A 23,974-nucleotide genomic window follows, 5' to 3' on the forward strand; every position below is an offset into this window, starting at 1 on the left:
CTCAATGAATACTCTGTTTGGCTAACAGTGTGACCGGGCCGTAGCAGTCACTCTGCACCACGCTGATGTTCTGTTGTCGCCATAACTCCAGAATTGCCAGCACCGTGGTAACCAGTGCTTCCCGACCGGGCGTATCTTGCAGCAACTCATCGAGTTGCAGGCTGCCGGATGTCAGGCGCTCGAGTACCGCACGCATCTGCTCGCGCACGCTCATGGTTTCGGCAAAGATCTGATGGCGCACTTCACCGCCGACCCGTTTAAGCACGTGACGGAAGGCCATCAGCAGCGCATCCAGATCGCCCTCGGGTAATGGCCGAACGATATTGGCTGCCTCCGGGAAGACGGAGCGGGCAAACAGATCGCGTCCCAGACGTGGCCTCTCACCCAGTTGCTCAGCCAGTAAACGGTATTGTTCATAAGCAATCAGCTGGGCGGCCAGCTCTGCACGCGGATCAATCTCATTGCCCTCATCATCGAGTTCGGGGCGCGGCAGCAGCATCCGCGATTTTAACTGCATCAGCGTACTGGCCATGACCAGATAATCTCCGGCGATATCCAGATCGAGACTGATTTCATCATCTTCTGATTGTTGATCAGAAGGTTGCTGTAACAGTGTGAGATACTGGCGGGTCAGCTCGGCAATAGGGACATTAAAGATGTCCATCTTCTGACTGCGGATCAGATGCAGCAGCACATCCAGCGGCCCCTCGAACTGATCCAGGTGCACAGCTGGCATGGTCGGCTGTTTATCGCCTGCGGCGGGAAACAGCTCGGCCTGCACAGCTGTGTTCATACGCGGTAGCCCATTTTCAGAGATTTACGTACCTTTTCCATAGTCCGTGATGCTTCATGGCGGGCTTTCTCGTTGCCGAGCTTGACGATATCGCGCAGATCATCCGGCCTGGAGGCAATCTCCGCCCGCCGGTCGCGGATGGGTTGCAGTTCCGCTTCCAGATGTTTGAGCATGCACATTTTGCAATCAATGCAGCCGATCGAAGCGGTGGTGCAGCCATCCTGCACCCATTCGCGCTCTGCTTCGGTGGAATAAACCTTATGAAAATCCCATACCGGGCACGCTTCCGGTGTGCCGGGATCATCGCGACGCACGCGCGCCGGATCTGTCGGCATGGTTTTCACTTTCTTTTCGGTGATTTTCCACTCTTCACCCAGCTCGATCGTGTTGTTATACGACTTGCTCATCTTGCGTCCGTCCAGTCCCGGCAGTTTTGCCGCAGGCATCAGCAATGACTCCGGTTCGGGGAACAGAGGTGGGATGCCCTGACGATAGAGGTGGTTAAAGCGACGGGCCACTTCACGGGTTAGTTCGATATGGGGAATCTGATCCTCACCTACCGGAACGCCGTCGGCACGGTACATCAGAATATCGGCCGACTGCAGCAGCGGATAGCCGAGAAAGCCATAGGTGCCAAGATCCTTTTCACGCAACTGTTCGATCTGATCCTTGTAGGTGGGTACCCGCTCCAGCCATGAGAGTGGCGTCATAAATGAAAACAGCAGGTGCAACTCGGCATGCTCGGGCACTTCCGACTGGATAAATACAACCGCCTTCTCCGGGTCGATACCGACAGCCAGCCAGTCAATCAGCATATCCCAGATGGTATCCTTGACTATAGAGGGATTGGCGTACTCGGTTGTCAGGGCATGCCAGTCGGCGGCGAAAAAATAGCACTGATGCTGCTCCTGCAGTTGCAGCCAGTTTTCCAGTACACCCTTGTAGTGGCCCAGGTGCAGTTTGCCTGTGGGGCGCATGCCGGAAAGGATGCGTTTGGATGTTACCTGTGTCAGATCTGTTGTGCTCACGGTGTCCCCTTTGTGATATGCCGATATCTTTTAAGCGAACGATAACAAAGCCGGAGGTGGAAGGCGATTCAGACGATGTGTTTCTGCTGATGTGGGTTAATGCCATGGCGTACATAGGCTTGGATGTCGGGCGGATCCAGCTTTAATTATCCTGCTCTGTAACCGTTGCAAAAGAGAGTGATGGCTGAACAGGAAGCTGTGCTGCCTGTCACTGATCTGCCTCTTTCCGGGGCTTAGTCTTCAAAGCCAGCCGGTCATGATGCCGCTGCAGAAAAAGACAGGAGATTCGCTATGATGATTCGTATTCATGAAGACAAAAGTACGACAAAACCTGCAACCAGAGACAATGCCAGCGGCAAGGTGAACTACCCGTTCCCGCGCCCGCTGTTTACCAATAAATAGGTGGTACAGATCCGCTCAAAGAGAGGGAGTCACGCTGTGAGTACTAACTCCGCATGCATTCTACTGTTTGGGCTTGCGCCTTCGGGGCGTCACTTTCCTGCCGCGCAATTCTGATCTGGCGGGACGAGTGATCGGGTTGCGCTTGCGTGTGTCCCGGCCCGTGCCGCTTGTGCCGCCACGGGCCGGCGGCACCAATGATGTGACATCATTGCCGATCAGCTCCGCTCTGCCCATTTTGATCAGGGCATCGCGCAATATCGGCCAGTTTTCCGGGTCATGATAACGCAGGAAGGCCTTGTGCAGTTCCCGCTGTTTTTTCCGCTTCGGCGTGAATACCGATTCACTCTGCTGACTGATTTTTCGTAACGGGTTTTTGCCCGAATAATACATTGCCGATGCTGTTGCCATCGGAGAGGGCAGGAATGCCTGCACCTGATCGGGCCTGAAACTGTTGGCTTTCAGCCACATGGCCAGATTGAGCATATCCTCATCCGTTGTGCCGGGGTGCGCGGCGATAAAATAGGGGATCAGATATTGCTTCTTGCCGGCCTTTAGCGAGGCGGCCTCAAACATCTGTTTAAAGCGGTCGAAGCTGCCTATGCCCGGCTTCATCATTTTCTCCAGCGGTCCGTCTTCGGTGTGTTCGGGCGCAATCTTCAGGTAGCCACCGACATGGTGGGTGGCCAACTCCTCGATATATTCAGGTGAAGTTACGGCCAAGTCGTAACGCAGGCCCGATGCGATAAAGATGCGCTTGATACCGCGCAGGCTCCGCGCACGCCGGTAAAGCCTGATCAGGGGCGTATGATCGGTATTCAGGTTTTTGCAGATATCCGGAAACACACATGAGGGCTTGCGGCAGGCTGCTTCAATCTCGGTTGATTTGCAGGCCAGACGGTACATATTGGCCGTGGGGCCGCCGAGGTCTGAGATTGTGCCGGCAAAGCCGGGTGTTTTATCCCGAATCTGCTCGATTTCGTGGATGATAGAATTTTCAGAGCGGCTCTGGATGATGCGCCCCTCATGCTCGGTGATCGAGCAGAATGTACAGCCGCCGAAGCAGCCGCGCATGATATTCACCGAATGTTTGATCATATCGTAAGCAGGAATACGCTGCTTGCTGTAGGCATGATGCGGTATGCGTGAGTAGGGCAGACCGAAGACGTAATCCATCTCGTCAGTCGTCAAGGGTATGGCCGGTGGATTGAGCCATACCTCACGTGTGCCGTGACGCTGCATGAGTGCGCGTGCATTGCCCGGATTGGTCTCCAGATGTAGCAGGCGTGAGGCATGTGCATAGAGCACCGGGTCGGCTTTTACAGTTTCAAACGACGGTAGACGAATCACCGTATTCTTACTGTTCAGGCTGCGGGACATCAGTCGTATTGGTTGTGCTTCTGTTGCGCTGTTTTGCTCCGCACAGCGCGACGTATTCGCCTCCTTCATGGCATACGGGTCGGGATGTTCGACCAGTTTACCGGGTGTGTCCACCTCGGTGGAATCAATTTCATGCCAACCATCGGGTACGCTGTTACGCATCAGGGCGGTGCCGCGAATATCGTTTATATCCCGGATCGACTCGCCGTTTGCCAGTCGGTGGGCAATCTCGATGATCTGACGCTCGCCATTGCCGAAGACCAGCAGGTCGGCCTTGGAATCGGGCAGTACCGAGCGACGTACGGTGTCCGACCAGTAATCGTATTGGGCGATGCGACGCAGTGAGGCTTCGATACTACCGATAATCACCGGTACACCCTTACATGCTTCACGACAGCGCTGGGCATAGACGGTAACAGCCCTATCCGGTCGTTTACCGGCTACACCGCCCGGAGTATAGGCATCGTCCGAGCGGATACGGCGCTCGGAGGTGTAGTGGTTGACCATTGAGTCCATATTGCCGGCGGTGACACCGAAAAAGAGATTCGGTCTGCCGAGCGCGCGAAAATCATCGGCCGATTTCCAGTCCGGTTGGGCGATAATGCCGACCCGGAAACCCTGCGCCTCCAGCACACGCCCTATCACGCCCATGCCGAAACTCGGGTGATCCACATAGGCATCGCCGGTGACAATGATGATGTCGCAGGCATCCCAACCGAGTGCATCCATCTCGGCCCGGCTCATTGGCAACTGCTCGGCCGTAGTCAGTTCGGGCCGGTAGCGCGGCATTGATGTGATCGGCCGTGGAGTCTCCATATCGGTAACGGGTGCGTTGTTGTTCATCGGCAAACTCTAACGCGAATGCCCTCTGAATGCTGCAGCACCCTGAATAGGGGTTTATGGCGTTGCGGGCGAACAGGTCGAGTTGCCCGGGTCTGGTTCTGCATGATTGGAGTAAAGCCTCACAACGCAATAAAACGGCGGATGAAGCCCGTTCGAAGGTTTGTTAAGTGAGGAATACCTATGCTTCTGTGCTGGGAACGGTGAGAATTTCGTAGCCGGTGTCGGTCACTGCAAGTGTGTGTTCGAACTGCGCCGAGAGCGATTTGTCACGCGTGACCACTGTCCAGTGGTCTGCCAGAACCTTGACCGCAGCTTTACCGAAATTGACCATCGGTTCGATAGTGAAAACCATGCCCGGTTTCAGCATCATTCCGGCGCCGGGTTTGCCATAGTGCAGTACCTGCGGATCTTCGTGAAATACCCGACCGATACCGTGACCGCAGTACTCTTTCACGACGGAACATTTTTCGCCTTCCACATAGGTTTGAATGGCATGACCGATATCGCCCAGCGTGGCGCCGGGGCGCACAACCGCAATACCGATCTCCAGTGCGCGCCGTGCCACCTCGGTTACTTTCCGTGCCTTGATTTTCGGCTCGCCGACATAAAAGGTTTTGCTGGTATCGCCATGCCAGCCATTGATGATGGTGGTGACATCGACGTTGATGATATCGCCTTCGAGAATCTTTTTGTCGCCGGGGATGCCGTGGCATACAACGTGATTGACCGAGGTGCATACCGACTTCGGGAAACCGTGATAATTGAGCGGGGCAGGGATGCCGCCGGCCTCAATTGTAAACGCGTGAACCAGATCATTGATCTCATCGGTAGTGATCCCGGGCTGGATGTAGGGTTCGATCATCACCAGTGTATCGGCGGCATGCCGGCAGGCGGGTTTCATTGCCTCGATATCTGCTGCTGATTTGATCTGAACCATGGTAACTCCGTCTGTGTCCTGTTGGTGTGCCCGCTACTCTGTACTAAACTCCGTGCAAGGTCATTATTGACAAGCTTTCACCACAAAGATGAGCGTAATGGTCGAAAGGGTGATCCGACAGGCTTGTCGTTATTTGTTTGTATGCCTTTCGTGGTGAGTGATGATAGGGGGGGGGAGTTATGCGGGTATATCTGGTGCAACACGGGTTGGCAAAAGAGAAAGATCAGGATGCGGCCCGACCGCTCTCTGCTCAGGGACGGGAGGATGTGACCCGCATAGCCGGGTTTCTCGGCCTGTTTGAGAAGCCACGGCCGGCGCGGATTTTGCACAGCGGAAAATTGCGTGCGCAGCAGACGGCGGAGATGTTTAGCGAAGCATGGGGTAATATTCCTGTTACACAGGCGGCGGGTTTGTCGCCCGATGATGATCTATCCATCTGGGCGGATCGTTTGAACGCGATGGACGAGGATCTGTTGCTCATCGGGCACCTGCCGCACCTGCAGCGTCTGGCCGGGTTGATGCTCTGTGCAGACCCCGGGCGTGAGGTGGTTCGTTTTCGCAATGGCGGCGTGGTTTGCCTGGAGCGCTGCGACAACGGCTGGTCCATCCTCTGGCAGCTGAATCCGACGCTGTTTTATGGTGAGGATAAATAAGTGTTACAGATCAGCTGTGGCGACGGTTGTGATTTCTGCCAACTCAGGTGATGGCTTCTTGATCAGCGGATTGGCTGTGATTTTGGCACGGCTCAGATCTTTCACCGGTATATTCAGTCGCATGCCCTGCCTGAGTCCCCTGGCTACCAGCTCCGGATTCTCTTTTTTTAATACGTAGACGGACACACGATAGTGTCTGCTGATCTGAGCGATGGATTCCCCGCGTTGTACGCGGATATACAATTTGTTCGACGCCGCAGACGGGATGATGTGATGCACGCGTTTTGCTCCCTTTTGTGTAATACGCAAGCTCAGCTGTTTCGGCCTGTCGTGATAATATTGCATGCGGGCCAGTTTCGGATTGAAGCGGAACAGCTGGTTTTTCCGCATGCCGGCAACGTTGTGCAGTCGCTCCAGATCCACCGGTGAGTGAATCACCACGGTGCTGGTCGGGTAAGGTGGGGGCAGCAGTAGCTGACCATCTCGTTGCAGTGCAATCAGGCCGAGAATATGACGGATATAGGTTTTGGTGATGGGCGGCAGTGGCAACCGCCTGAGTCCGTCGCCGTTGTGCCACGGGTGTCGATCGATCCGGCGCTGTACGCCGCTCGGGCCGAGATGATAGGCGGCGAATGCCAGCGGCCAGCTGCCGAAACGGGCGTATTGCTTTAATAAAAAATGGGCGGCACCGCGTGTGCTGGCCTCAATGTCGCGTCGACCGTCCACCAGTTTGTTGCTCCTGATGCGCAGGTCGGTCGCCGTTTCAGGCATTAACTGCCACAGGCCTGTAGCGCCGACTTCCGATCTAGCATAGGGGTTATATCCGGACTCCACGACCGGGATCATCTGCAGTGCAATCGGCGCACCGTAGCGCGCCAGTGTCTCAACCAGTGGCTGCCTCACATAGCGGGAGCGCTCGCTAATACGCTGCCAGGAGGGGCCGTAGACACGCATGGCCTCGGCCTTTACCGACGCGATCTCTCCCTCGGAGAGATCTGCAAGAAAGGGGCTGGGAGGAGGTGTTGCGACTGCGGTGGCAGGGGGAGGTGGCGGGCGAAACCAGTCGCTGAAGCTGCTTCCGCCGTTGAATTGGGCGCAGGCAGAGAACGTCGTGAGGCTGGCCAGCAGGATAACAGTGCGTATATCTCGAATATTCATGCCGCCACTATGCTTAAGGGCGCGCGGGTGAAATATGACGGGAGTCACGTCCCGGTCATCGGGATGTTAGTCTGTGCTGCGGTCGTATTTGCGGTTGAGCCGGGCTGCTTTTTGCCAGCAACCGTTTTCTGCATCCGGAATACTGTCCAGGCGCCAGCACCAGTTGTTCTCCAGTGTGCCTGGCGTGTTGAATTTTGCATCACTGTCCAGCTCCAGCAGATCCTGCATCGGAATGACGGCAAGCATGGCCGGCGAAGCAAGGGCCGCTTCTATCATGGCCCAGGCAATGTCGGCAGGCCTGGTGTCCAGCACTTGAAGTGCATGCTGGCGTATATGCTCGTCTGCATGGTTAAACCAGCCTACGGTCGTATCGTTGTCATGGGTGCCGGTATAGACAACGCTGTCGACGTCATGATTACAAGGCAGATAGGGATTATGATCATCGCCGCCAAACGCAAACTGCAATATTTTCATGCCGGGCAGACCAAAATCCTTTCTCAGGGTTGTCACTTCATCGGTGATAATACCCAGATCTTCCGCTACCAGCGGCAGCGCTCCCAGTTGCTGCTGCAGAGTTTCCAGCAGTGCACGGCCGGGCGCTTTGCGCCATTCGCCGATGATGCCGTCACCACTTTCGCCCGGAATAGCCCAGTAGGCTTCCAGACCGCGAAAATGGTCGATACGCAACAGGTGCATGCGCTCCATCTGGTGTCTGACACGTTCAACCCACCATGCGAAATGATCTTCAACCATTTTATCCCAGCGATAGAGCGGATTACCCCAGCGCTGCCCGGTAGCAGAGAAGTAATCCGGTGGTACGCCGGCAACTTCATCGCACAGTCCGATGTCAGAAACGGTGAACATCTGTTTGGCGGCCCAGACATCTGCAGAGTCATGAGCTACATAGATGGGCAGATCTCCGAATAATTCTATCCCGCTGACTTCAGCATAGGATTTGATGGCTTTCCACTGACAGTCGAACATGAACTGCTCGAATATAACCTGTTGAATTCGCACGGTATTACAGGCGCGCGTTGTGGCCAGTGCCTCGGTGTCCTGATCCCGCAAGGTTTGCGGCCAGTGCCACCAGGCGCGATCAGCCAGGATCGATTTCAGCGTGGAGAAGAGTGAGTAATCCTCCAGCCAGCTGCTATGTTGCTGGCAGAAGGCTTGCACATCCTGCTGCAGCTGCGTATCGGCTGCCGCCTGCTGCCAGAAATTCAGTGATGCTTTTGTGCGCAGTTCGGCATGGCGTTCAGCCGTCAGTTCATCATCCAGATCCGTCTCATCGAGCCAGCCTTTGCTGGTGAACTCGCGCAAATCCAGCAGTTCCGGGTTGCCGGCAAATGAAGAGAGCGACTCGTATGGTGAGCCATGCCCGTGCGTCGGTCCCAGCGGCAGAAACTGCCAGACGCTGAAACCGGCTGCTGCGATGGCATCAATAAAGGCGAACGCTTCCTTGCCCAGGACACCTTTATGAAACGGGCCGGGCAGGGACGTAATGTGCAAAAGCACTGCCGATTTACGGCGGTCAATCCATGTAACCATAATCGTGTCCTTTATTTAGCTCTATCAGCCACGCATGGCCTCACATCCTGGTGGGAAGGGTGGATGACATGTGGCACTCAGGAATCTGCGCCGCCTCTGCGCATGGTACCGCCGCCTTCAGCATCGCCGCCGCCATGTGAAATGGAAGCATGTAGCGATACAGGAACCGGACAACCCAGCAGTTGATAGAGTTTGCCGAGATGGCGTCTGTAGAGACTGTCAAAATCACGTACGGCAGCCCCCGGATTATAATCACCAAACCACCAGCACCAGTCCGAGCCTTCACAAATACGCAGCTGCTCTTTTGCCGCTTCCTGCTGCTCGGGGCTCAGGGCGTCGATATGTTTGTCATAGGCATGTTTTGCTTCGATCAATAATTCCCAGCCGCGCGTTTTGGCTGTGTCACCAATCCATGTGGAGAGATTGCCATATACCCATGATCCCGATACCAGATGATCCAGTTTGTCTGTTGTCGGGTGCGCTGCCAGATAATCACTGCATGTAGTCAGATTATAATCATCATTTTCAGCAATTGACTGATAGAGCCTGGTCAGAAATGGCAGTGCATTTTCGTGATAATGCTCCCATGCATTTTCACCATCCATAATGATGGTAACAACCGGTGCATCCATGCCTTGGGTACGGTGATGGATGCCGGCCAGTTCGTGCATGAAGTTATTTACCGCATCCTGGGTGTGCCAGCGCGAATATTCAAAGCCGAGCAGGTCTGACAGACGGTCATCGCGGAAGAAACAGGTGATCTGCTCTTTGCCTTTGCCAACCAGCCAGGGGTGATAGAGATCGCGGTTGCCCTGTTGCTCGCGCAGATTGTATTTCAGCGAATGATGCAGTACGGCTTCGCCCGTGGCGCACCACTGGAAGTCGGCTTTGCCGAGTAGGCCCAGCGTTGCATCGGAGACAGCCCCTTCGGCCGGCCAGCAGCCACTTGGAGTTTGGCCAAAGACCTGTTCATGATGGGTACGGGCCATGGCAATATGCTCTTCAGCCCGTTCACGGCCGCCGGGGTAGGGTTCAGCCGGCAGCAGGGCATCCGCTACTGTTTCATGTGCGGTGTTGAAATCCAGCATCAGCGGAATAATCGGATGTGCGTAAGGGGTCGTGGTCAGTTCAATTTTGCCATCTTCCACCAGCTTGCGGTGGGTGGCCGGGATTTTATCCAGCAGGGATGCAATCAGCGTGATCAGGTCGCGTCTGTCCTGATAGGTAAAGTCCTTGGCTTTTTCGATCAGGCGGCGGGCGACAAAGTTGTGCTGCCGTACTGTTTCACCCAGCCATGCAAGATGATACCAGGTGACCAGATCAGTGAAATAACTGTTACCCAGATAACCGGTTGCATCGTGGCTTTTTGCATGTTCAGCCATCTGCCAGAGCAGTGAATAGGCAGGGTAGCGATGCATATTGCGCTCGTGATTCAGACGAAAGCAGCTCTCCAGCAAAAAGGCGCGGCCTGCCGCATCGTACTGACCATGCTGGTCTGCCAGTGCCGCAAGTAGCGGGTCATTCAACTGGTCCTGGTCGCCGTTAAGAAAATCGCGCAGATGTGCTGCATAATCTTCAATCTGCGCTGTTAGCGAGGGCACATAATTGATTACAGCGCGGGCGCCCGGCAGTTGCGAGATGATCTCCGCCATATCGGTGTAATCCTTGATGGCATGCAGGTAGACCCACGGCAGATGATAGCGCCCTGAATCGGCATCGCGATAAAACGGCTGATGCATATGCCAGTAAAAAATCACAGAAAGTGGTCGACTCATAGTCTCTCCTTGCGCTCCACCTTCGTGGTCGCCCTCATGGACAATGTCATCAGCGCTGGTGTTTGTCGAATTATGTGGCTGGTCAGGGTTCAACAGCAACCCCTGACAGCAGGTGGATTATGTGGATTATGCTTCATGCATGTTCTGCCCGAGCATTTCAGGCGTGACAAGTACAATGCCACCTTCCGATACATGGAAACGTTTGGCATCCTCAACCGGATCTTCACCAATCACGGTTCCTTCGGGAATGATCGTGCTCTTGCCGATGACGCAGCGTTTGATGCGGCAGTTATGCCTGATTTCCACATCCGGTAGAATCACGGAATCCTCGACCAGCGTATGCGAATGAACGCGAACGCTGGAGAACAGCAGCGAATGCCGGATGGTAGCACCGGTCACGAGGCAGCCGCCTGATACCAGAGAATCAATGGCATGACCGCGGCGCTCATCATCATCAAAAGCGAACTTGGCCGGCGGCAGCTGCTCCTGATGGGTCCATATCGGCCAGTTTTTGTCATACAGGTTCAGCTCAGGCGCGATGTCGCACAGGTTAATATTGGCTTCCCAATAGGCATCAATGGTTCCGACATCGCGCCAGTATCCCGATGCGCTGGTATTGCCGGCCATAAACGGGAAGGCAAATGCGTTGGCATGTTTGATGGAATGGGGGATCAGATCATGACCGAAATCATGTGTGGATGCTTTATTTATCGCGTCGGCAACAAGCCGGTCACGCAGGTATTGCTTGGAGAAGACATAGATGCCCATGGAGGCCAGAGCCTGGCCCTCATCGCCGGGTATCGGCTTGGGGTTTGATGGCTTTTCGGCAAATTCAGTAATACGGGAATCATCGTCAATGCCCATCACACCGAATGCCTTGGCTTCTTCCAGCGGAACAGGAATACAACCAACAGTAATATCGGCACCCTTGGCGACATGAGCCGCGATCATTTTACCGTAATCCATCTTGTAAATATGATCACCGGCGAGGATGACGACATATTCGGGGTTGTAGTGGCGGATAATATCCAGATTCTGGTAAACGGCATCGGCGGTGCCTGCGTACCAGCCTTCGCCCTTGCGCTGCTGGGCGGGCAGAACTTCGACAAACTCGCCGAACTGACCGGACATGAAGCTCCAGCCGCGTTGCAGATGGCGTTGAAGGGAGTGCGATTTGTACTGGGTGAGGACAGAGATGCGGCGAATGCCGGAGTTGATGCAGTTGGACATCGGGAAATCGATGATGCGAAACTTGCCGCCAAACGGTACAGCCGGTTTGGCGCGCCAGTTGGTCAGATCTTTCAGTCTTGATCCGCGGCCACCAGCCAGAACCAGAGCCACCGTGTTGGCTGTGAGCTTACTGATATTTCGTTCCATTTGCGGGCCCATACTATTGTCGGTTTGCGGTGCCATTGTTGCATCCCCCCCCTGTGGTGGTTTTCATATCGTGAACGCATACTAGCAGCAAAATTTGTGTTCTGCCATGTAGTGATTTCATGGCGTCTTCGCGCTAGTATGGCCGCGGAGCAGGGGAGGATATAGTCATTATGCTAATGCAAACTGTATATACCAAGCCATTCGACGGGCAGAGGCCGGGTACGTCCGGCTTGCGCAAGAAAGTGAATGTGTTTCAGCAGCCACACTATCTGGCAAATTTTGTACAGGCAGTATTTGACTCGATCGGCGATTTTCATGGTCAGACGCTGGTTGTTGGTGGCGATGGTCGCTTTTACAATCGCGAAGCCATCCAGATTATTTTGAAGATGGCTGCAGCCAACGGCTTTGGTAAAGTGTTGGTCGGCCAGGGCGGCATTCTGTCAACTCCGGCAGCTTCCTGCGTGATCAGGAAGCATCAGGCCTATGGAGGGCTGATTCTCTCAGCCAGTCATAATCCGGCCGGCCCGGATGAAGATTTTGGTATCAAATACAACATCGGCAATGGCGGCCCTGCACCCGAACAGATTACCGAAGCGATGTATGCGCGCACGCTGGATATTGATCACTACAAGATTGCCGATTGTGATGACGTGGATCTGGATCAAACCGGCTCTTTTGTACTGGCAGGCATGCAGGTGGAGGTGATTGATCCTGTATCCGATTATGCCGCACTGATGCAGTCACTGTTTGATTTCGACGCGATTAGCAAGCTGCTGGCCTCCGGTTTCAGCATGAAGTTTGATGCCATGCACGCCGTTACAGGCCCTTACGCAACAGCGATTCTCGAGGGGCTGCTCGGTGCACCGGCCGGTACTGTGATGAATGGCGAGCCGAAAGAGGATTTCGGTGGTGGTCATCCAGATCCGAACCTGACCTATGCGCATGAGTTGGTGGAGATCATGTATGGTGATGATGCGCCGGCATTTGGTGCTGCCTCTGATGGTGATGGCGACCGCAATATGATTCTGGGCGACCATTTCTTTGTGACGCCGAGTGATTCGCTGGCAGTGCTGGCTGCCAATGCAACGCTTGCTCCCGGCTATGCCGGCGGCATTGCCGGGGTGGCCCGCTCGATGCCGACCTCGGCTGCGGCAGATCGTGTGGCGGCGTCCATGGGTTTGCCCTGCTTTGAGACGCCGACCGGGTGGAAGTTTTTCGGTAACCTGATGGATGCGGGGAAGGTTACCCTGTGCGGTGAGGAGTCATTCGGCACAGGATCGAATCATGTGCGTGAAAAAGATGGTTTGTGGGCTGTGCTGTTCTGGCTGAATATTCTGGCTGTCCGCAACGAACCGGTTGCTGATATTCTGAAAAAGCACTGGCAGCAGTTCGGGCGCAACTATTACTCGCGCCATGACTATGAAGGTGTTGATTCCGTTGCCGCCGAGGCCGTACTGGAGCAGGTACGTGATCAGTTTGCTACACTACCGGGGACGATGTTGGCCGGACGCAGAATCAGTGCATGTGATGACTTTTCCTATACCGACCCGGTGGATGGCAGTGTCAGCCGTAATCAGGGTGTACGTGTGCTGTTTGAGGATGGCTCGCGCATGATTTTTCGTCTCTCCGGTACGGGCACCAGTGGTGCAACGATTCGTCTGTATCTGGAGTCGTATGAAGCGGACAGCAGCAAGCACGGGCTGGATGCGCAGGATGCGCTGGCAGATATGATTGTTGCAGCCTCACGCCTGTCGGGCCTGATTGATCGTACAGGTCGGGACAAGCCCACCGTGATTACCTGAGATTTGCCGCACGCCGTAGCACTAGAAAATACAGCCCAATGAGAGGAATGTATGAAAAAGATCAACCTTAGTGATGAAGCATGGGCGGTTCTGGAAGCCCGTAGTTATGATCCGTTCGCTTATCTGGGACGGCATCCTGAAGGTAGCGGCGTGGTGGTGCGGGCATTCAAACCTCGAGCGGAAAAAATGTGGCTGCTGCCTGAGGGTGGTAAAGCCATGCCGATGGCTCGTATCGAGGGTACCGATTTTTTTGAAAAGCAATGGAAGAGCGGTGATCTGGACCGGAATTATCGATTGCGTATAGAACAGGCCGACGGTCACAGCTGGGAAGAGGAGGATGTCTATCGCTTTGCCCCGATTCTCGGTGAGATGGACCTGCATCTGATCGGTGAGGGCAACCATTTCGAAAAATACCGGATTATGGGTGCACATGTGCGCGAGCATGGAGGTGTGTCGGGCGTCAGCTTTGCTGTATGGGCGCCGTCGGCACGACGTGTCTCTGTTGTAGGTAATTTCAATCACTGGGACGGGCGCGAACACCAGATGCGTGTGCGCGGCGGATCCGGCGTGTGGGAGCTCTTCATTCCCGGCCTGTGCGAAGGAGAAACCTACAAGTTTGAACTCCGTTCGCAGCACGGAGAGGTATTTGAAAAGGCAGACCCGTATGCTCAGCAGATGGAGCTGCGTCCGGCTACTGCCAGTGTTGTGCATAATGCCAAAGCTTATACCTGGTCTGATGATGCATGGGTAGATAACAGAGCGGTGCTTCAGGCAGCCGACAAGCCGATGAGTATTTATGAAGTACATCTGGGGTCGTGGCGTCGTCAGGCTGATGATGGCAGCGAGTATATGAACTACCGGGAACTTGCCCATCAGCTGGTCGAATATTGTCAGTGGATGGGTTATACACATATCGAACTGATGCCGGTCACCGAACACCCGTTTGACGGCTCCTGGGGTTATCAGACGGTCGGTTATTTTGCTCCGACCAGCCGATTCGGCACGCCCGATGAATTCCGCTATTTTGTCGATTATTGTCATCAGAATAACATCGGTGTGTTTCTTGACTGGGTGCCGGCGCACTTTCCCAAGGATGCGCACGGACTGGCGCGCTTTGACGGTACGCCGTTGTATGAGCATGAAGACCCGAGACTTGGCGAGCACAAGGATTGGGGCACCTATATCTTCAACTTCGGTCGTAATGAGGTGCGTAATTTCCTGATTGCCTCGGCGCTGTTCTGGCTGGATGAATATCATCTGGATGGACTGCGTGTGGATGCCGTGGCATCGATGCTGTATCTGGATTATTCACGTGAAGAGGGCGAGTGGATGCCCAATAAATACGGTGGCCGTGAAAATCTGGAGGCGGTTGAATTTATCAAACAGTTCAACTGTCTGATACATGAGCGTTTTCCGGGTGCTGTGACCATGGCTGAAGAGTCCACCTCATGGCCGATGGTGTCGCGGCCTGTCTATCTGGGGGGGCTGGGCTTTACCATGAAATGGAATATGGGCTGGATGAACGATACCCTCTCCTATTTCGAGAATGAGCCGATTTACCGCTCTTATCATCACCACGCGCTGACTTTTTCCATGGTCTACGCCTTTACTGAGAATTTTATCCTGCCATTTTCACATGATGAAGTAGTGCATGGCAAGGGTTCGATGCCGCAAAAAATGCCGGGGGATGATTGGCAGAAATTCGCTAATCTGCGTCTGTTATACACCTATATGTATACCCATCCGGGCAAGAAACTGCAGTTCAACGGCCTGGAATTCGGTCAGTGGCCGGAATGGAATTTCGATGTGTCGTTGTCATGGGATCAGGCCAACTTTATGCCGCACCGTGGTTTGCAACTGATGATGCGGGACCTTAATCATCTGTACAGGGACGTGCCGGCCCTGCATGAGGTGGATTTCGATGGTGCCGGTTTTCAGTGGATTGATTGTAATGATGCGGAGCAGTCAGTGTTGAGCTATATCCGCCGCGATAAAAATGGAGGGCCGGTGGTGGTTGTGCTCAACCTTACTCCGGTTCCCCGTGATCATTACCGCCTTGGTGTGCCCCTGGCCGGCCATTACAATGAAATCATGAATAGTGATGCCAAAACCTATGGCGGCAGCAATCAGGGTAATGCCGGTGGTGTTGCAGCAGAAGAGAAGCCCTGGATGAATCAGCCATACTCGGTCAGTCTGACACTACCGCCACTCTCCTGTCTGATATTCCGACCTGCACAGGCGTAGCAGGTAGAGTCCACGCTCATCAGGCTGAGGATTACTGTTTTTGTCCTCCTCAATTGTCCGCGCTGTCTTCCCGATTACACAGCAGGGTGGCGGCCACCTGAGCGATGGTGGGATCGAACTGAACGCCTGCATTGAGACGCAATTCCTGCAGGCAATAGGAGATGGGACGGGCTCGCCGGTAGGCGCGATCACATGTCATGGCATCCACGGCCTGAGCGATAGCGATAAAGCGTGAGCCGATTGGAATTTCACGGCCTTTCAACTTTCCAGGGTAACCGTTTCCGTCCCACCACTCGTTTTGGTGAATAATCATTTCGCGCTCAGCAGCAAGTGATGGAACCATGGCCAGAATATTCCCCGCCATTTGCGGGGCATGTTCCACGACCTTGCGTTCATCCAGGTTCAGTCGGCCGGGTTTGAGTAGAATATAATCGGGCACACTGATCATCCCGATATCATGGATCAATGTTGCATTGCAGATTTGTTGCTTCACTTCAGGTTCGATATTAAAGCGCTTCAGCAGCTTGACGACAAACGCATGCTGATTACTGCGCGAAACATGATCTCTGTGATAGGCAGCTCGCGAGTCCAGTGCGCCGATAAGGGCCAGTAGTGCTTCATTCTGCCCCGGCTTTGCAAACCGCTTCATTGACGTCCCCTGATATGTGGATTGTTGCCTGAAATCATGCATAACAGTGAGCCGGATGTATATATATTCGTGGTCATATTCTTGATTACGAGCAATTTTTAGGGTCGAATAAGATGCAGCTTCGCCTCACTCGCACTTCATAGTGGGGTGATTATATTTCCTGATGGACAGGGCAGGGATCAGAATGAGTATGTTTGCGCTTTTTTTGGAATATCGGGTTTAATGAGCAGTGGTTTGCCGTAATGCATGGGGCCGAAGGGTGTGTTGATAACCGGCCGGATTTTCAGCGCAACACCTTGTGGAATCCGACCATTTTCACCGGCAAATGCCAGGGCCATATCCAGTAGTTCCATTGCATTTTCAGCGTCAAAGAACTCAAGCATATTCAGTTTAAGGTGCAGCGGGATATCGAGTACCTGTCCGGCGGGCAGTGATATATCCTCCTCCAGCGTACCGCTGATGGTTTCACGGCCATCGAGAATCAGAGTCCAGTCCATGCGACTCAGCGTGGTGGCGATACGATTGGCCAGCGGATTTTCGCTTGTTAAATGCAGCGTCAGATCAAGTGGCAGGTTGTTTCTTGATACGGCCAGTGTGGCGCGTGCCATCTGATACACATTCAACTGATCCGGTGAATCGATATGCATCAGATCAATTCCGGCTACCCGCACTGCAGATATATGGTCGAGTTTGAATTTTACCTGCGAAAGATCATAGGCTTGCTTGAATGAGGCGCAGCCGGCGGTGAGTAACAGGAGTGTCATGACGGAATAAATGGTGAGTAGGCGAAGTTTGTTCATCTCTCTCTCCTGCATCGGCGCTTGGGCAAGTATAACAGACCGTCGTAGATATGCTGTGTTATAAATTACATCAGGACAGGACCGGGCAGGTGCCGAAGCAGGCAAAAAGGAGAGGAGGTGACTATGTAGCCCTTGAATATTCGTTAGTTACAGGGGTATATTCGCAGTTATAGAGCCATGCTGCTGTTTGGGCGTAAACACTCTGTGGAGCGGAGGATTCAATGAAACATTTACTGACGGATATTTCAGGTATCGGAGAAAGCACGGCTGCACGACTTTCTGAGTATGGTATTGATTCGGTCAAGATGCTGCGCAAGTGCGGTGTGAAAAAGCTGTGTCGGGTGCCTGGTTTTGGTGAAATTCGCGCAGCGGCAACAGTGGCCGCCGCTGAACGCTTGAAGGATGCTGACAAAGCTGCCAGGCGGGACGCGGACAAGTGTGCACGGAAGGCGGCAAAAGAGGCCATGCAGGCTGGGAAGGATGTCAAAAAGGACGCCAGAAAAGCTCGGGAAGAGGCAAAAAAACTGGCCAGAGCTGCGGAGAAGGATGCAAAAAAAACCAGCAAAAATGCAGGTAAAAAAGCGGCCAAAACTGACAAATCCAAAAAAAGAAAAAAGAAAAAGAAATAAATCCTTTCTTTATTAGACAGAAGAGTCCTTCTATCTTCAGTATAAATTGAACACAGGGGATTACTGACGTGCTGTACGCAGTTACGTCCGCCTGATTTGGTCTGATTGACAACTGTTTGATTTCATGAGGTTATACATAGGGTGAAACCTGTTTGCCTACTGGTAGAGTCAACAGCGTGCAGGGCAATAATCCGGTTTGCAAAAGATCACCTGATGGCGTGTTTACCAGCGGATGATTATGTCGCGTTTGCCCCAGCGTCGGGCGGCTTTGACATCGCGACCCATATAGATGTCTATCTTGCGGCGCCAGCGTTTGTGCATCTTGTCTTTGACCAGATAATAGCCGGGTAGGCCGTCTATTTTTACACGTGTATTGTGCCGGAGTCCCATTTTAATCAGGTCGCGGGAGACTGCTATAATCTTCATGCCCGGTTTGATGTGATCACCCCAGGCACCGACGGACGGATTGCCGTTGGTCTGCGATTTGAGCGAGTTATAGGCGCTGGCCTGCACGTGGAGTTTGTGCCCGCCTCTGGCGAAAGCCTCGCTATAGCCGGAGAGGAGTACAATCAGGGCGATGAACAGGTGTGGTGTGAGTTTCATGCGACGAATCGTGACAGCAAATCAGGCTTTATCTGTGATGCTGCTCAATAATGGCAGCTGCCGCTTTCAGGCCATCGACGGCAGCCGAGACAATGCCGCCGGCATAGCCTGCGCCTTCACCGACCGGATAGAGGCCGCTGATGCTGACGCTTTGCATGTCATCACCGCGTTCGATGCGGATAGGTGAAGAGGTGCGGGTTTCACTGGCCAGCAGATTGGCTTCATCGGTGATAAAGCCGCGCATCTTGCGATCAAATCCCCGTAACCCTTCAGCCAGCGGCGTTGCTACCCATACGGGCAGCAGGGCGTGGAGATCGGATGCAATGGCTTGCGGTTTGAAGCGGGTGGGGGCGAGTCTGCCTGTCGCCTGTCTGTTAACGAAGTCGGTCAGGCGCATGGCGGGAGCGGCATATTGTCCGCCGGCTGCCTGAAAGGTGACCTGCTCCAGCTGGCGCTGGAAAGCAATGCCCATTAACGGGTCATCCGGAATACCGTGACGGGAGATATCATCGGGCGTGACCTGCACGACAATGCCGGAGTTGGCCCACTGACCGCCGCGTTTGGCATTGCTCATGCCGTTGACGGCCATGCCGCCGGCTTCGGTTGGTGAGGGTACAATCAAGCCGCCCGGACACATGCAGAAAGAGTAGATGCCGCGATGGCCCAGATGTGGATCTGCCGCCTGATGGGTCAAGCTGTATTCGGCAGCACCGAGTGCAGGCTCTGCAGCATGGGCGCCGAACTGGATGCTGTTGATCAGTGACTGTGGGTGTTCGGCGCGCAGGCCCACGGCAAAGGCTTTGGCTTCCATGCGTATGCCCAGTTGCTGCAAACGTTCAAAGGTATCGCGGGCCGAATGGCCGGTAGCCAGAACCACGTGGTCGGCATCTATCTCTTCGCCATTTGTAATACGCACACCGGTCACTGCGCCTGCGCTGATCAGCAGATCATCCACGCGGCTTTCAAAGCGGTAATCGACACCCAGTCCGGACAGGTGCTCGCGCATGTTGCGCACGATGCGCACCAGTTTGTCCGTGCCCAGATGAGGATGGGCATCCACAAGAATATCGGCTCTGGCACCGAAGCGGACAAAGGTATGCAATACCCAGCGCAAATAGGGGTGCTTGATGCGGGTGTAGAGTTTGCCATCGGTATAGGTGCCTGCACCGCCTTCGCCGAAGCAGATATTGCTCTCGCTGTTCAGCTCGCCACGTGAGCGCAGGCGACCGATATCGCGCATGCGCGTCTCCACCGGTTTGCCACGCTCCAGCAGCGTGACGCGGATGCCGGCTTCGGCCAGTGACAGGGCGGCAAACAGGCCGGCCGGCCCTGCTCCGATGACAATAGCGTGTTGCTTGCCGTCATGTCTGCGTGTGAATATCTCCGGAGTGGTTGGTGTCAGTGCGGAGTGCTCGATCAGCCGGCAGTTGCCGGGTAGGGGGTCAAGCGGCTGATTCAGCTCAACTTCATAGGTGCAGACAAAATGAATCTCGTTTTTTCTGCGTGCATCAAGAGCCCGGCGGACACAAACCGCAGTGATGATCGCGGCTGCATCCAGCTTCAGGTGCGCTGCCAGATATCGGATGACCGATTCATCTGTTTCGTTCAGCTTGACCGGGACATTGGCGATTGCGTAGCGCACACTCACGCTGCAGCAAGGTGACCGTGACTGGTGTGGGTAATGCTGTTGTCGTGATCCACATAAACCAGCGTCGGGTTAAAATGAGCCGCTTCTGCCGCGTCCAGTTCGGCATAGGTGCAGATGATCAGCAGATCACCGGGGCTTGCCTTGTGTGCGGCAGCGCCGTTCACGCCGATTGTGCCCGAACCGCGTGGTGCGGTGATGGCATAGGTGGTAAAGCGCTCACCATTGGCCACATTGTAGATATGCAGCTGCTCAAATTGCAGGATATTGGCTGCATCCAGCAGGTCCTGGTCGATGGCGCATGAACCCTCGTAGTCGAGCTCGGCGTGGGTCACTGTGGCGCGGTGTACCTTGGATTTCAGCATGGTCAGTTTCATTGGGATTCCTCCGTTTGATGGAGCGGTATATTGTCGATCAGGCGTGCACTGCCGACTCTGGCGGCGATAAACGCGCGCGCCGGTCGACTGTTCAGCCGGTTTTTATTTTTCAAAGAGTTCGGGTTGCGAACATCCAGATATTCGGCACTGATATCGGCAGCGGCGAGGATGGCGTTGGCCCGATCTTTTAGCACACCAATATCACTCTCGCCGGCAGTTGCCAGTTGCTGCATGGCACGCAGGGCCTTTGACAGGGCAACAGCCCGGTTGCGATCAGTTTCGGATAAATAACGGTTGCGACTGCTCATGGCCAGCCCGTCGGGTTCGCGTACGGTTTCAACGCCGAGTACTTCCACAGCCATTTGCAGATCACTGACCATGCGGCGGATGATGGCCAGTTGTTGCCAGTCCTTTTCACCGAACAGGGCGATATCCGGCTGTACGATATTGAACAGGATATTGACCACCGTGACCACGCCATCGAAGTGGCCGGGACGGGCTTTACCGCACAGGTGTTCGGAGAGCTGTGTGGCTTTGAGGGTTATTTTCGGACCGCTTGCCGGGTAAAGTGTGGCCGGGTTGAAGAGAAAATCGACACCGGCATCGGCACACAGTTTGGCATCGGCATCAAAGGTGCGCGGATAGTTATCCAGATCCTCATTCGGACCGAACTGCAGCGGATTTACATAGATACTGACGACAACGATATCGGCAAGCTGTTTTGCCTTGCGGATCAGGCTCATGTGGCCTGCATGCAGGCAGCCCATGGTCGGCACAAAGGCGATGGTTTTACTGGCGCGCAGCGACTTCAGCTGACGCCGGATTTCAGCAGGGGTGTGTGCGATTCTCATTCGGGAAACCGACCGGACTTCACATCATCGGCCCAGCGACTGACGGCATCGCTCATGATCTGGCGCAGATTGGCGTAAGCCGGAGCAAACGGGGGATTGGATGCGGATATGCCGAGCAGGTCATTCCACACCAGCACCTGTGCATTACAGTCGCTGCCTGCACCTATGCCTACCGTCGGAACCGGGAGCGTGCCTGTTATTTCACCGGCCAGATCGGTTGGTATATTTTCCAGTACAAGACTTACTGCACCGGCATTGCATACAGATTCGGCATCCTTGAGCAGTTGCAACCGCTCGCCTTCACTCTTGCCGCGCTTGCCGTAGGAGCCGAATTTCTTCACAGACTGCGGTGTCAGTCCGATATGCGCCACGACAGCGATACCACGATCGGACAGAAAGCGGATGGTTTCGGCCATATGTTCGCCACCCTCGATTTTGACGGCGTCGCAGCCGGTCTCCTGCAGTACGCGCACGCTGCTGGCAAAGGCCTGCTCTTTTGATTGCTGGTAGGTACCGAAGGGGAGATCACATACTACCCATGCATGGCTGCGACCGCGTACGACAGCAGCGGTATGGTGGATCATCTGGTCCAGGGTAACGGGAATCGTGGAGTCATAACCGAGACAGACCATGCCCAGCGAGTCGCCAACGAGCAGGACGTCGCATCCGGCCGTTTCGGCAATTTGGGCACTTACGGCATCATAAGCCGTCAGCCATACGGTTTTTTCGTTATGCTGCTTGGCGCGCAATAGCGTCGCTGCAGTAATCTGTTTTTGTCTGGTCATCGCTTCCTTTCCGCTTCGGTCCACCTTGGTGGTACCGTCTTTCAGGATGAGCGAAGCTTATACGTTGTCAGGGCAGAATGTCACGGTCAGTTTGTGGCTTGCGCATGGTGCGCTGCCGAATAGAGTCCTTATATGTGGAATTCCCGACCATAAGGCGGTGTGGTGAATAAATGAACGCTATTCTGGTGTCGTTGCGACTGATGGTGCGTCCGCTTCTGGGGGCTCTGCGGGATATTTCTCCCATTCTGGTTGTTATTGTTGTGTTTCAGACACTGGTTCTGCAACAGCCGATTCCGCATCTGGGCGGCATGATTGTCGGTTTTCTCTGTGTGCTTGCGGGGTTGGCCCTGTTTGTACGGGGACTGGAGAGTGCGCTATTCCCGCTGGGTGAGAATCTGGCCAGCGCATTCGCCTATAAGGGCAGCGTGTTCTGGTTGCTGTTGTTCTCCTTTTTGCTCGGTTTTGGTACCACGGTTGCCGAGCCTGCGCTGATTGCCATTGCCGGCAAGGCTGCCGATATTGCAGCGTCTGCCGGCCTGATCGGAAGCGACCAGCTTGCACGCGATGGATACGCCAACGGGCTGAGGCTCAGTGTGGCACTGTCGGTCGGCCTGGCCATCCTGATCGGTGTGATGCGTATTCTGCGCGGTTGGCCGCTGCCCTGGTTGATAGTCAGCGGCTATCTGTTAATTGAAATCATGACTCCTTTTGCGCCCGAAGAGATTATCGGTATCGCTTATGATGCAGGCGGCGTAACCACATCGACGATTACCGTACCGCTGGTTGCGGCTCTGGGTGTGGGTCTGGCTTCGGCCATTGAGGGGCGCAATCCCGTGCTGGACGGTTTCGGGCTGATCGCACTGGCTTCATTGTTGCCGATGGTCTTCGTCATGATCTACGGGCTGGTCGTGCTCGGATGATGTCACTATTGCTGGATATTTTCGATACTTTCCGCAACACGCTCGATGATGTCGCTCCGATCATCGGCACACTGTTCTTTTTTCAGTATGTGGTACTCAAAAAGCCGCTGGCGAATCTCGATCGTATTTTGATCGGTCTGTTTATGGTTGTGCTCGGACTGACCCTGTTTCTGGTGGGACTGAAGGAGGCGATCTTTCCGCTCGGGGATGCGATGGCGCGTCAGCTGACCAACCCCGCCTTCCTCTATGAGCCCGGCCAGACGCCGACGTATCTGTGGAATGATTATTTCTGGGTCTATATTTTCGGGTTCTCAATCGGTTTTGCGACGACGGTTGCCGAGCCTGCGCTGATTGCCGTCTCGATCAAGGCGGAAGAGATTTCCGGTGGCGCCATCTCCGCTTTCGGATTGCGGATGGCTGTGGCAACCGGTGTGGCGATCGGCGTATCCATCGGCTGTTTCCGCATTGTCAGCGGTACCTCGTTGTGGACATATATTGTCGTGGCCTATGTTGTGGTATTGTTACAAACCATGATGGCCCCGAAAATGATAGTCCCTCTGGCTTTTGACTCAGGCGGCGTTACGACGTCAACCGTCACCGTACCACTGTTGGCAGCACTCGGTCTGGGGCTGGCCAGTACCGTGCCCGGACGCAGTCCGGTAATCGACGGGTTCGGTCTGATCGCCTTTGCCAGCGTGTTTCCCATAATGGCCGTGCTTGCCTATGCCCAGTTTTCGGCCTGGCTGATTCGCAGACAGAAGTGATGAATTGTGTAGGA

The 23,974-nt window shown here is 54.6% G+C and carries 21 protein-coding genes; 6 read left to right on the forward strand and 15 right to left on the reverse strand.

Translation table 11 applies throughout. From position 1 onward, the window contains the following. Nucleotide 1: 1 nt before the first annotated feature. The 4 genes from SPV1_RS08275 to map all read right to left on the reverse strand — a co-directional run bounded on the left by SPV1_RS08275 (nt 2) and on the right by map (nt 5,380). Nucleotides 2-793, reverse strand: a complete 792-nt coding sequence (locus tag SPV1_RS08275; protein ID WP_009850702.1) for a segregation and condensation protein A — start codon at nt 791-793, stop codon at nt 2-4. Further along, nucleotides 790-1,821: a tryptophan--tRNA ligase gene (gene trpS, locus SPV1_RS08280; RefSeq protein WP_009850703.1), complete on the reverse strand. Its 1,032-nt coding sequence runs from the start codon at nt 1,819-1,821 to the stop codon at nt 790-792. Before trpS ends, SPV1_RS08275 begins: the two co-directional genes overlap by 4 nt. 462 nt (nt 1,822-2,283) lie before the next feature. Further along, nucleotides 2,284-4,416 carry a YgiQ family radical SAM protein gene (locus SPV1_RS08285; RefSeq protein WP_040881905.1) on the reverse strand — a complete coding sequence of 711 codons (2,133 nt, stop codon included), beginning with the start codon at nt 4,414-4,416 and terminating at the stop codon, nt 2,284-2,286. 205 nt (nt 4,417-4,621) lie between these two features. Continuing rightward, nucleotides 4,622-5,380, reverse strand: a complete 759-nt coding sequence (map, locus tag SPV1_RS08290; RefSeq protein ID WP_009850707.1) for a type I methionyl aminopeptidase — start codon at nt 5,378-5,380, stop codon at nt 4,622-4,624. A 179-nt stretch (nt 5,381-5,559) separates the two neighbouring features. Here map and sixA point away from each other — a divergent pair, with 179 nt between their 5' ends. Beyond that, nucleotides 5,560-6,033 carry a phosphohistidine phosphatase SixA gene (gene sixA, locus SPV1_RS08295; protein ID WP_009850708.1) on the forward strand — a complete coding sequence of 158 codons (474 nt, stop codon included), beginning with the start codon at nt 5,560-5,562 and terminating at the stop codon, nt 6,031-6,033. A 3-nt stretch (nt 6,034-6,036) separates the two neighbouring features. Here the strand turns inward: sixA and SPV1_RS08300 are convergent, their stop codons facing one another. From SPV1_RS08300 to glgC, 4 genes are all read right to left on the reverse strand, one after another. Further along, a complete protein-coding gene (locus tag SPV1_RS08300; protein WP_009850709.1) occupies nt 6,037-7,191 on the reverse strand; it encodes a lytic transglycosylase domain-containing protein in 1,155 nt (384 codons plus the stop codon). Between the two features lie 66 nt (nt 7,192-7,257). Then, nucleotides 7,258-8,739, reverse strand: coding sequence for a 4-alpha-glucanotransferase (gene malQ / locus SPV1_RS08310; protein ID WP_009850710.1), 1,482 nt, complete (start codon nt 8,737-8,739; stop codon nt 7,258-7,260). A gap of 77 nt (nt 8,740-8,816) precedes the next feature. Beyond that, complete coding sequence (locus tag SPV1_RS08315) at nt 8,817-10,514, reverse strand: glycoside hydrolase family 57 protein (protein ID WP_040881763.1); 1,698 nt, start codon at nt 10,512-10,514, stop codon at nt 8,817-8,819. A 126-nt stretch (nt 10,515-10,640) separates the two neighbouring features. After that, nucleotides 10,641-11,927: a glucose-1-phosphate adenylyltransferase gene (gene glgC, locus SPV1_RS08320; RefSeq protein ID WP_009850712.1), complete on the reverse strand. Its 1,287-nt coding sequence runs from the start codon at nt 11,925-11,927 to the stop codon at nt 10,641-10,643. A gap of 134 nt (nt 11,928-12,061) precedes the next feature. Here glgC and SPV1_RS08325 point away from each other — a divergent pair, with 134 nt between their 5' ends. Together SPV1_RS08325 and glgB are read left to right on the forward strand one after the other, a co-directional pair. Further along, nucleotides 12,062-13,693: an alpha-D-glucose phosphate-specific phosphoglucomutase gene (locus SPV1_RS08325; RefSeq protein ID WP_009850713.1), complete on the forward strand. Its 1,632-nt coding sequence runs from the start codon at nt 12,062-12,064 to the stop codon at nt 13,691-13,693. A 51-nt stretch (nt 13,694-13,744) separates the two neighbouring features. Further along, nucleotides 13,745-15,937: a 1,4-alpha-glucan branching protein GlgB gene (gene glgB, locus SPV1_RS08330; protein ID WP_009850714.1), complete on the forward strand. Its 2,193-nt coding sequence runs from the start codon at nt 13,745-13,747 to the stop codon at nt 15,935-15,937. A gap of 49 nt (nt 15,938-15,986) precedes the next feature. Here glgB and SPV1_RS08335 read toward each other — a convergent pair whose 3' ends face one another. Both SPV1_RS08335 and SPV1_RS08340 read right to left on the reverse strand, forming a co-directional pair. Continuing rightward, nucleotides 15,987-16,586: an HD-GYP domain-containing protein gene (locus SPV1_RS08335; protein ID WP_009850715.1), complete on the reverse strand. Its 600-nt coding sequence runs from the start codon at nt 16,584-16,586 to the stop codon at nt 15,987-15,989. Between the two features lie 179 nt (nt 16,587-16,765). Then, nucleotides 16,766-17,386, reverse strand: a complete 621-nt coding sequence (locus SPV1_RS08340; protein ID WP_152909290.1) for an LEA type 2 family protein — start codon at nt 17,384-17,386, stop codon at nt 16,766-16,768. Nucleotides 17,387-17,607: 221 nt separating this feature from the next. On the opposite strand from SPV1_RS08340, the gene SPV1_RS08345 reads away from it, so the two are divergent. Further along, nucleotides 17,608-18,015: a helix-hairpin-helix domain-containing protein gene (locus SPV1_RS08345; RefSeq protein ID WP_009850717.1), complete on the forward strand. Its 408-nt coding sequence runs from the start codon at nt 17,608-17,610 to the stop codon at nt 18,013-18,015. Between the two features lie 222 nt (nt 18,016-18,237). Here the strand turns inward: SPV1_RS08345 and SPV1_RS08350 are convergent, their stop codons facing one another. Genes SPV1_RS08350 through panB form a run of 5 tightly spaced genes read right to left on the reverse strand, consistent with a single transcriptional unit; the run spans nt 18,238 to nt 22,276 of the window. Further along, nucleotides 18,238-18,618 carry a 3D domain-containing protein gene (locus SPV1_RS08350; protein ID WP_009850718.1) on the reverse strand — a complete coding sequence of 127 codons (381 nt, stop codon included), beginning with the start codon at nt 18,616-18,618 and terminating at the stop codon, nt 18,238-18,240. 28 nt (nt 18,619-18,646) lie between these two features. Beyond that, nucleotides 18,647-20,266 carry an NAD(P)/FAD-dependent oxidoreductase gene (locus SPV1_RS08355; protein WP_009850719.1) on the reverse strand — a complete coding sequence of 540 codons (1,620 nt, stop codon included), beginning with the start codon at nt 20,264-20,266 and terminating at the stop codon, nt 18,647-18,649. Next, nucleotides 20,263-20,640, reverse strand: coding sequence for an aspartate 1-decarboxylase (panD, locus tag SPV1_RS08360; protein ID WP_009850720.1), 378 nt, complete (start codon nt 20,638-20,640; stop codon nt 20,263-20,265). Before panD ends, SPV1_RS08355 begins: the two co-directional genes overlap by 4 nt. Continuing rightward, the gene (gene panC, locus SPV1_RS08365) at nt 20,637-21,491 is read right to left on the reverse strand and encodes a pantoate--beta-alanine ligase (RefSeq protein WP_009850721.1); all 855 of its coding nucleotides are present in this window, start codon (nt 21,489-21,491) and stop codon (nt 20,637-20,639) included. Before panC ends, panD begins: the two co-directional genes overlap by 4 nt. Continuing rightward, complete coding sequence (panB, locus tag SPV1_RS08370) at nt 21,488-22,276, reverse strand: 3-methyl-2-oxobutanoate hydroxymethyltransferase (protein WP_009850722.1); 789 nt, start codon at nt 22,274-22,276, stop codon at nt 21,488-21,490. The genes panC and panB overlap by 4 nt, the downstream gene beginning before the upstream one ends. A 170-nt stretch (nt 22,277-22,446) precedes the next feature. Here panB and SPV1_RS08375 point away from each other — a divergent pair, with 170 nt between their 5' ends. Both SPV1_RS08375 and SPV1_RS08380 read left to right on the forward strand, forming a co-directional pair. Next, nucleotides 22,447-23,196 carry a DUF1538 domain-containing protein gene (locus SPV1_RS08375; protein WP_009850723.1) on the forward strand — a complete coding sequence of 250 codons (750 nt, stop codon included), beginning with the start codon at nt 22,447-22,449 and terminating at the stop codon, nt 23,194-23,196. Beyond that, nucleotides 23,193-23,960 carry a DUF1538 domain-containing protein gene (locus SPV1_RS08380; protein WP_009850724.1) on the forward strand — a complete coding sequence of 256 codons (768 nt, stop codon included), beginning with the start codon at nt 23,193-23,195 and terminating at the stop codon, nt 23,958-23,960. Before SPV1_RS08375 ends, SPV1_RS08380 begins: the two co-directional genes overlap by 4 nt. Nucleotides 23,961-23,974: the final 14 nt, after the last annotated feature.

The sequence above is a fragment of the Mariprofundus ferrooxydans PV-1 genome, assembly GCF_000153765.1.
Lineage (GTDB): Bacteria > Pseudomonadota > Zetaproteobacteria > Mariprofundales > Mariprofundaceae > Mariprofundus > Mariprofundus ferrooxydans.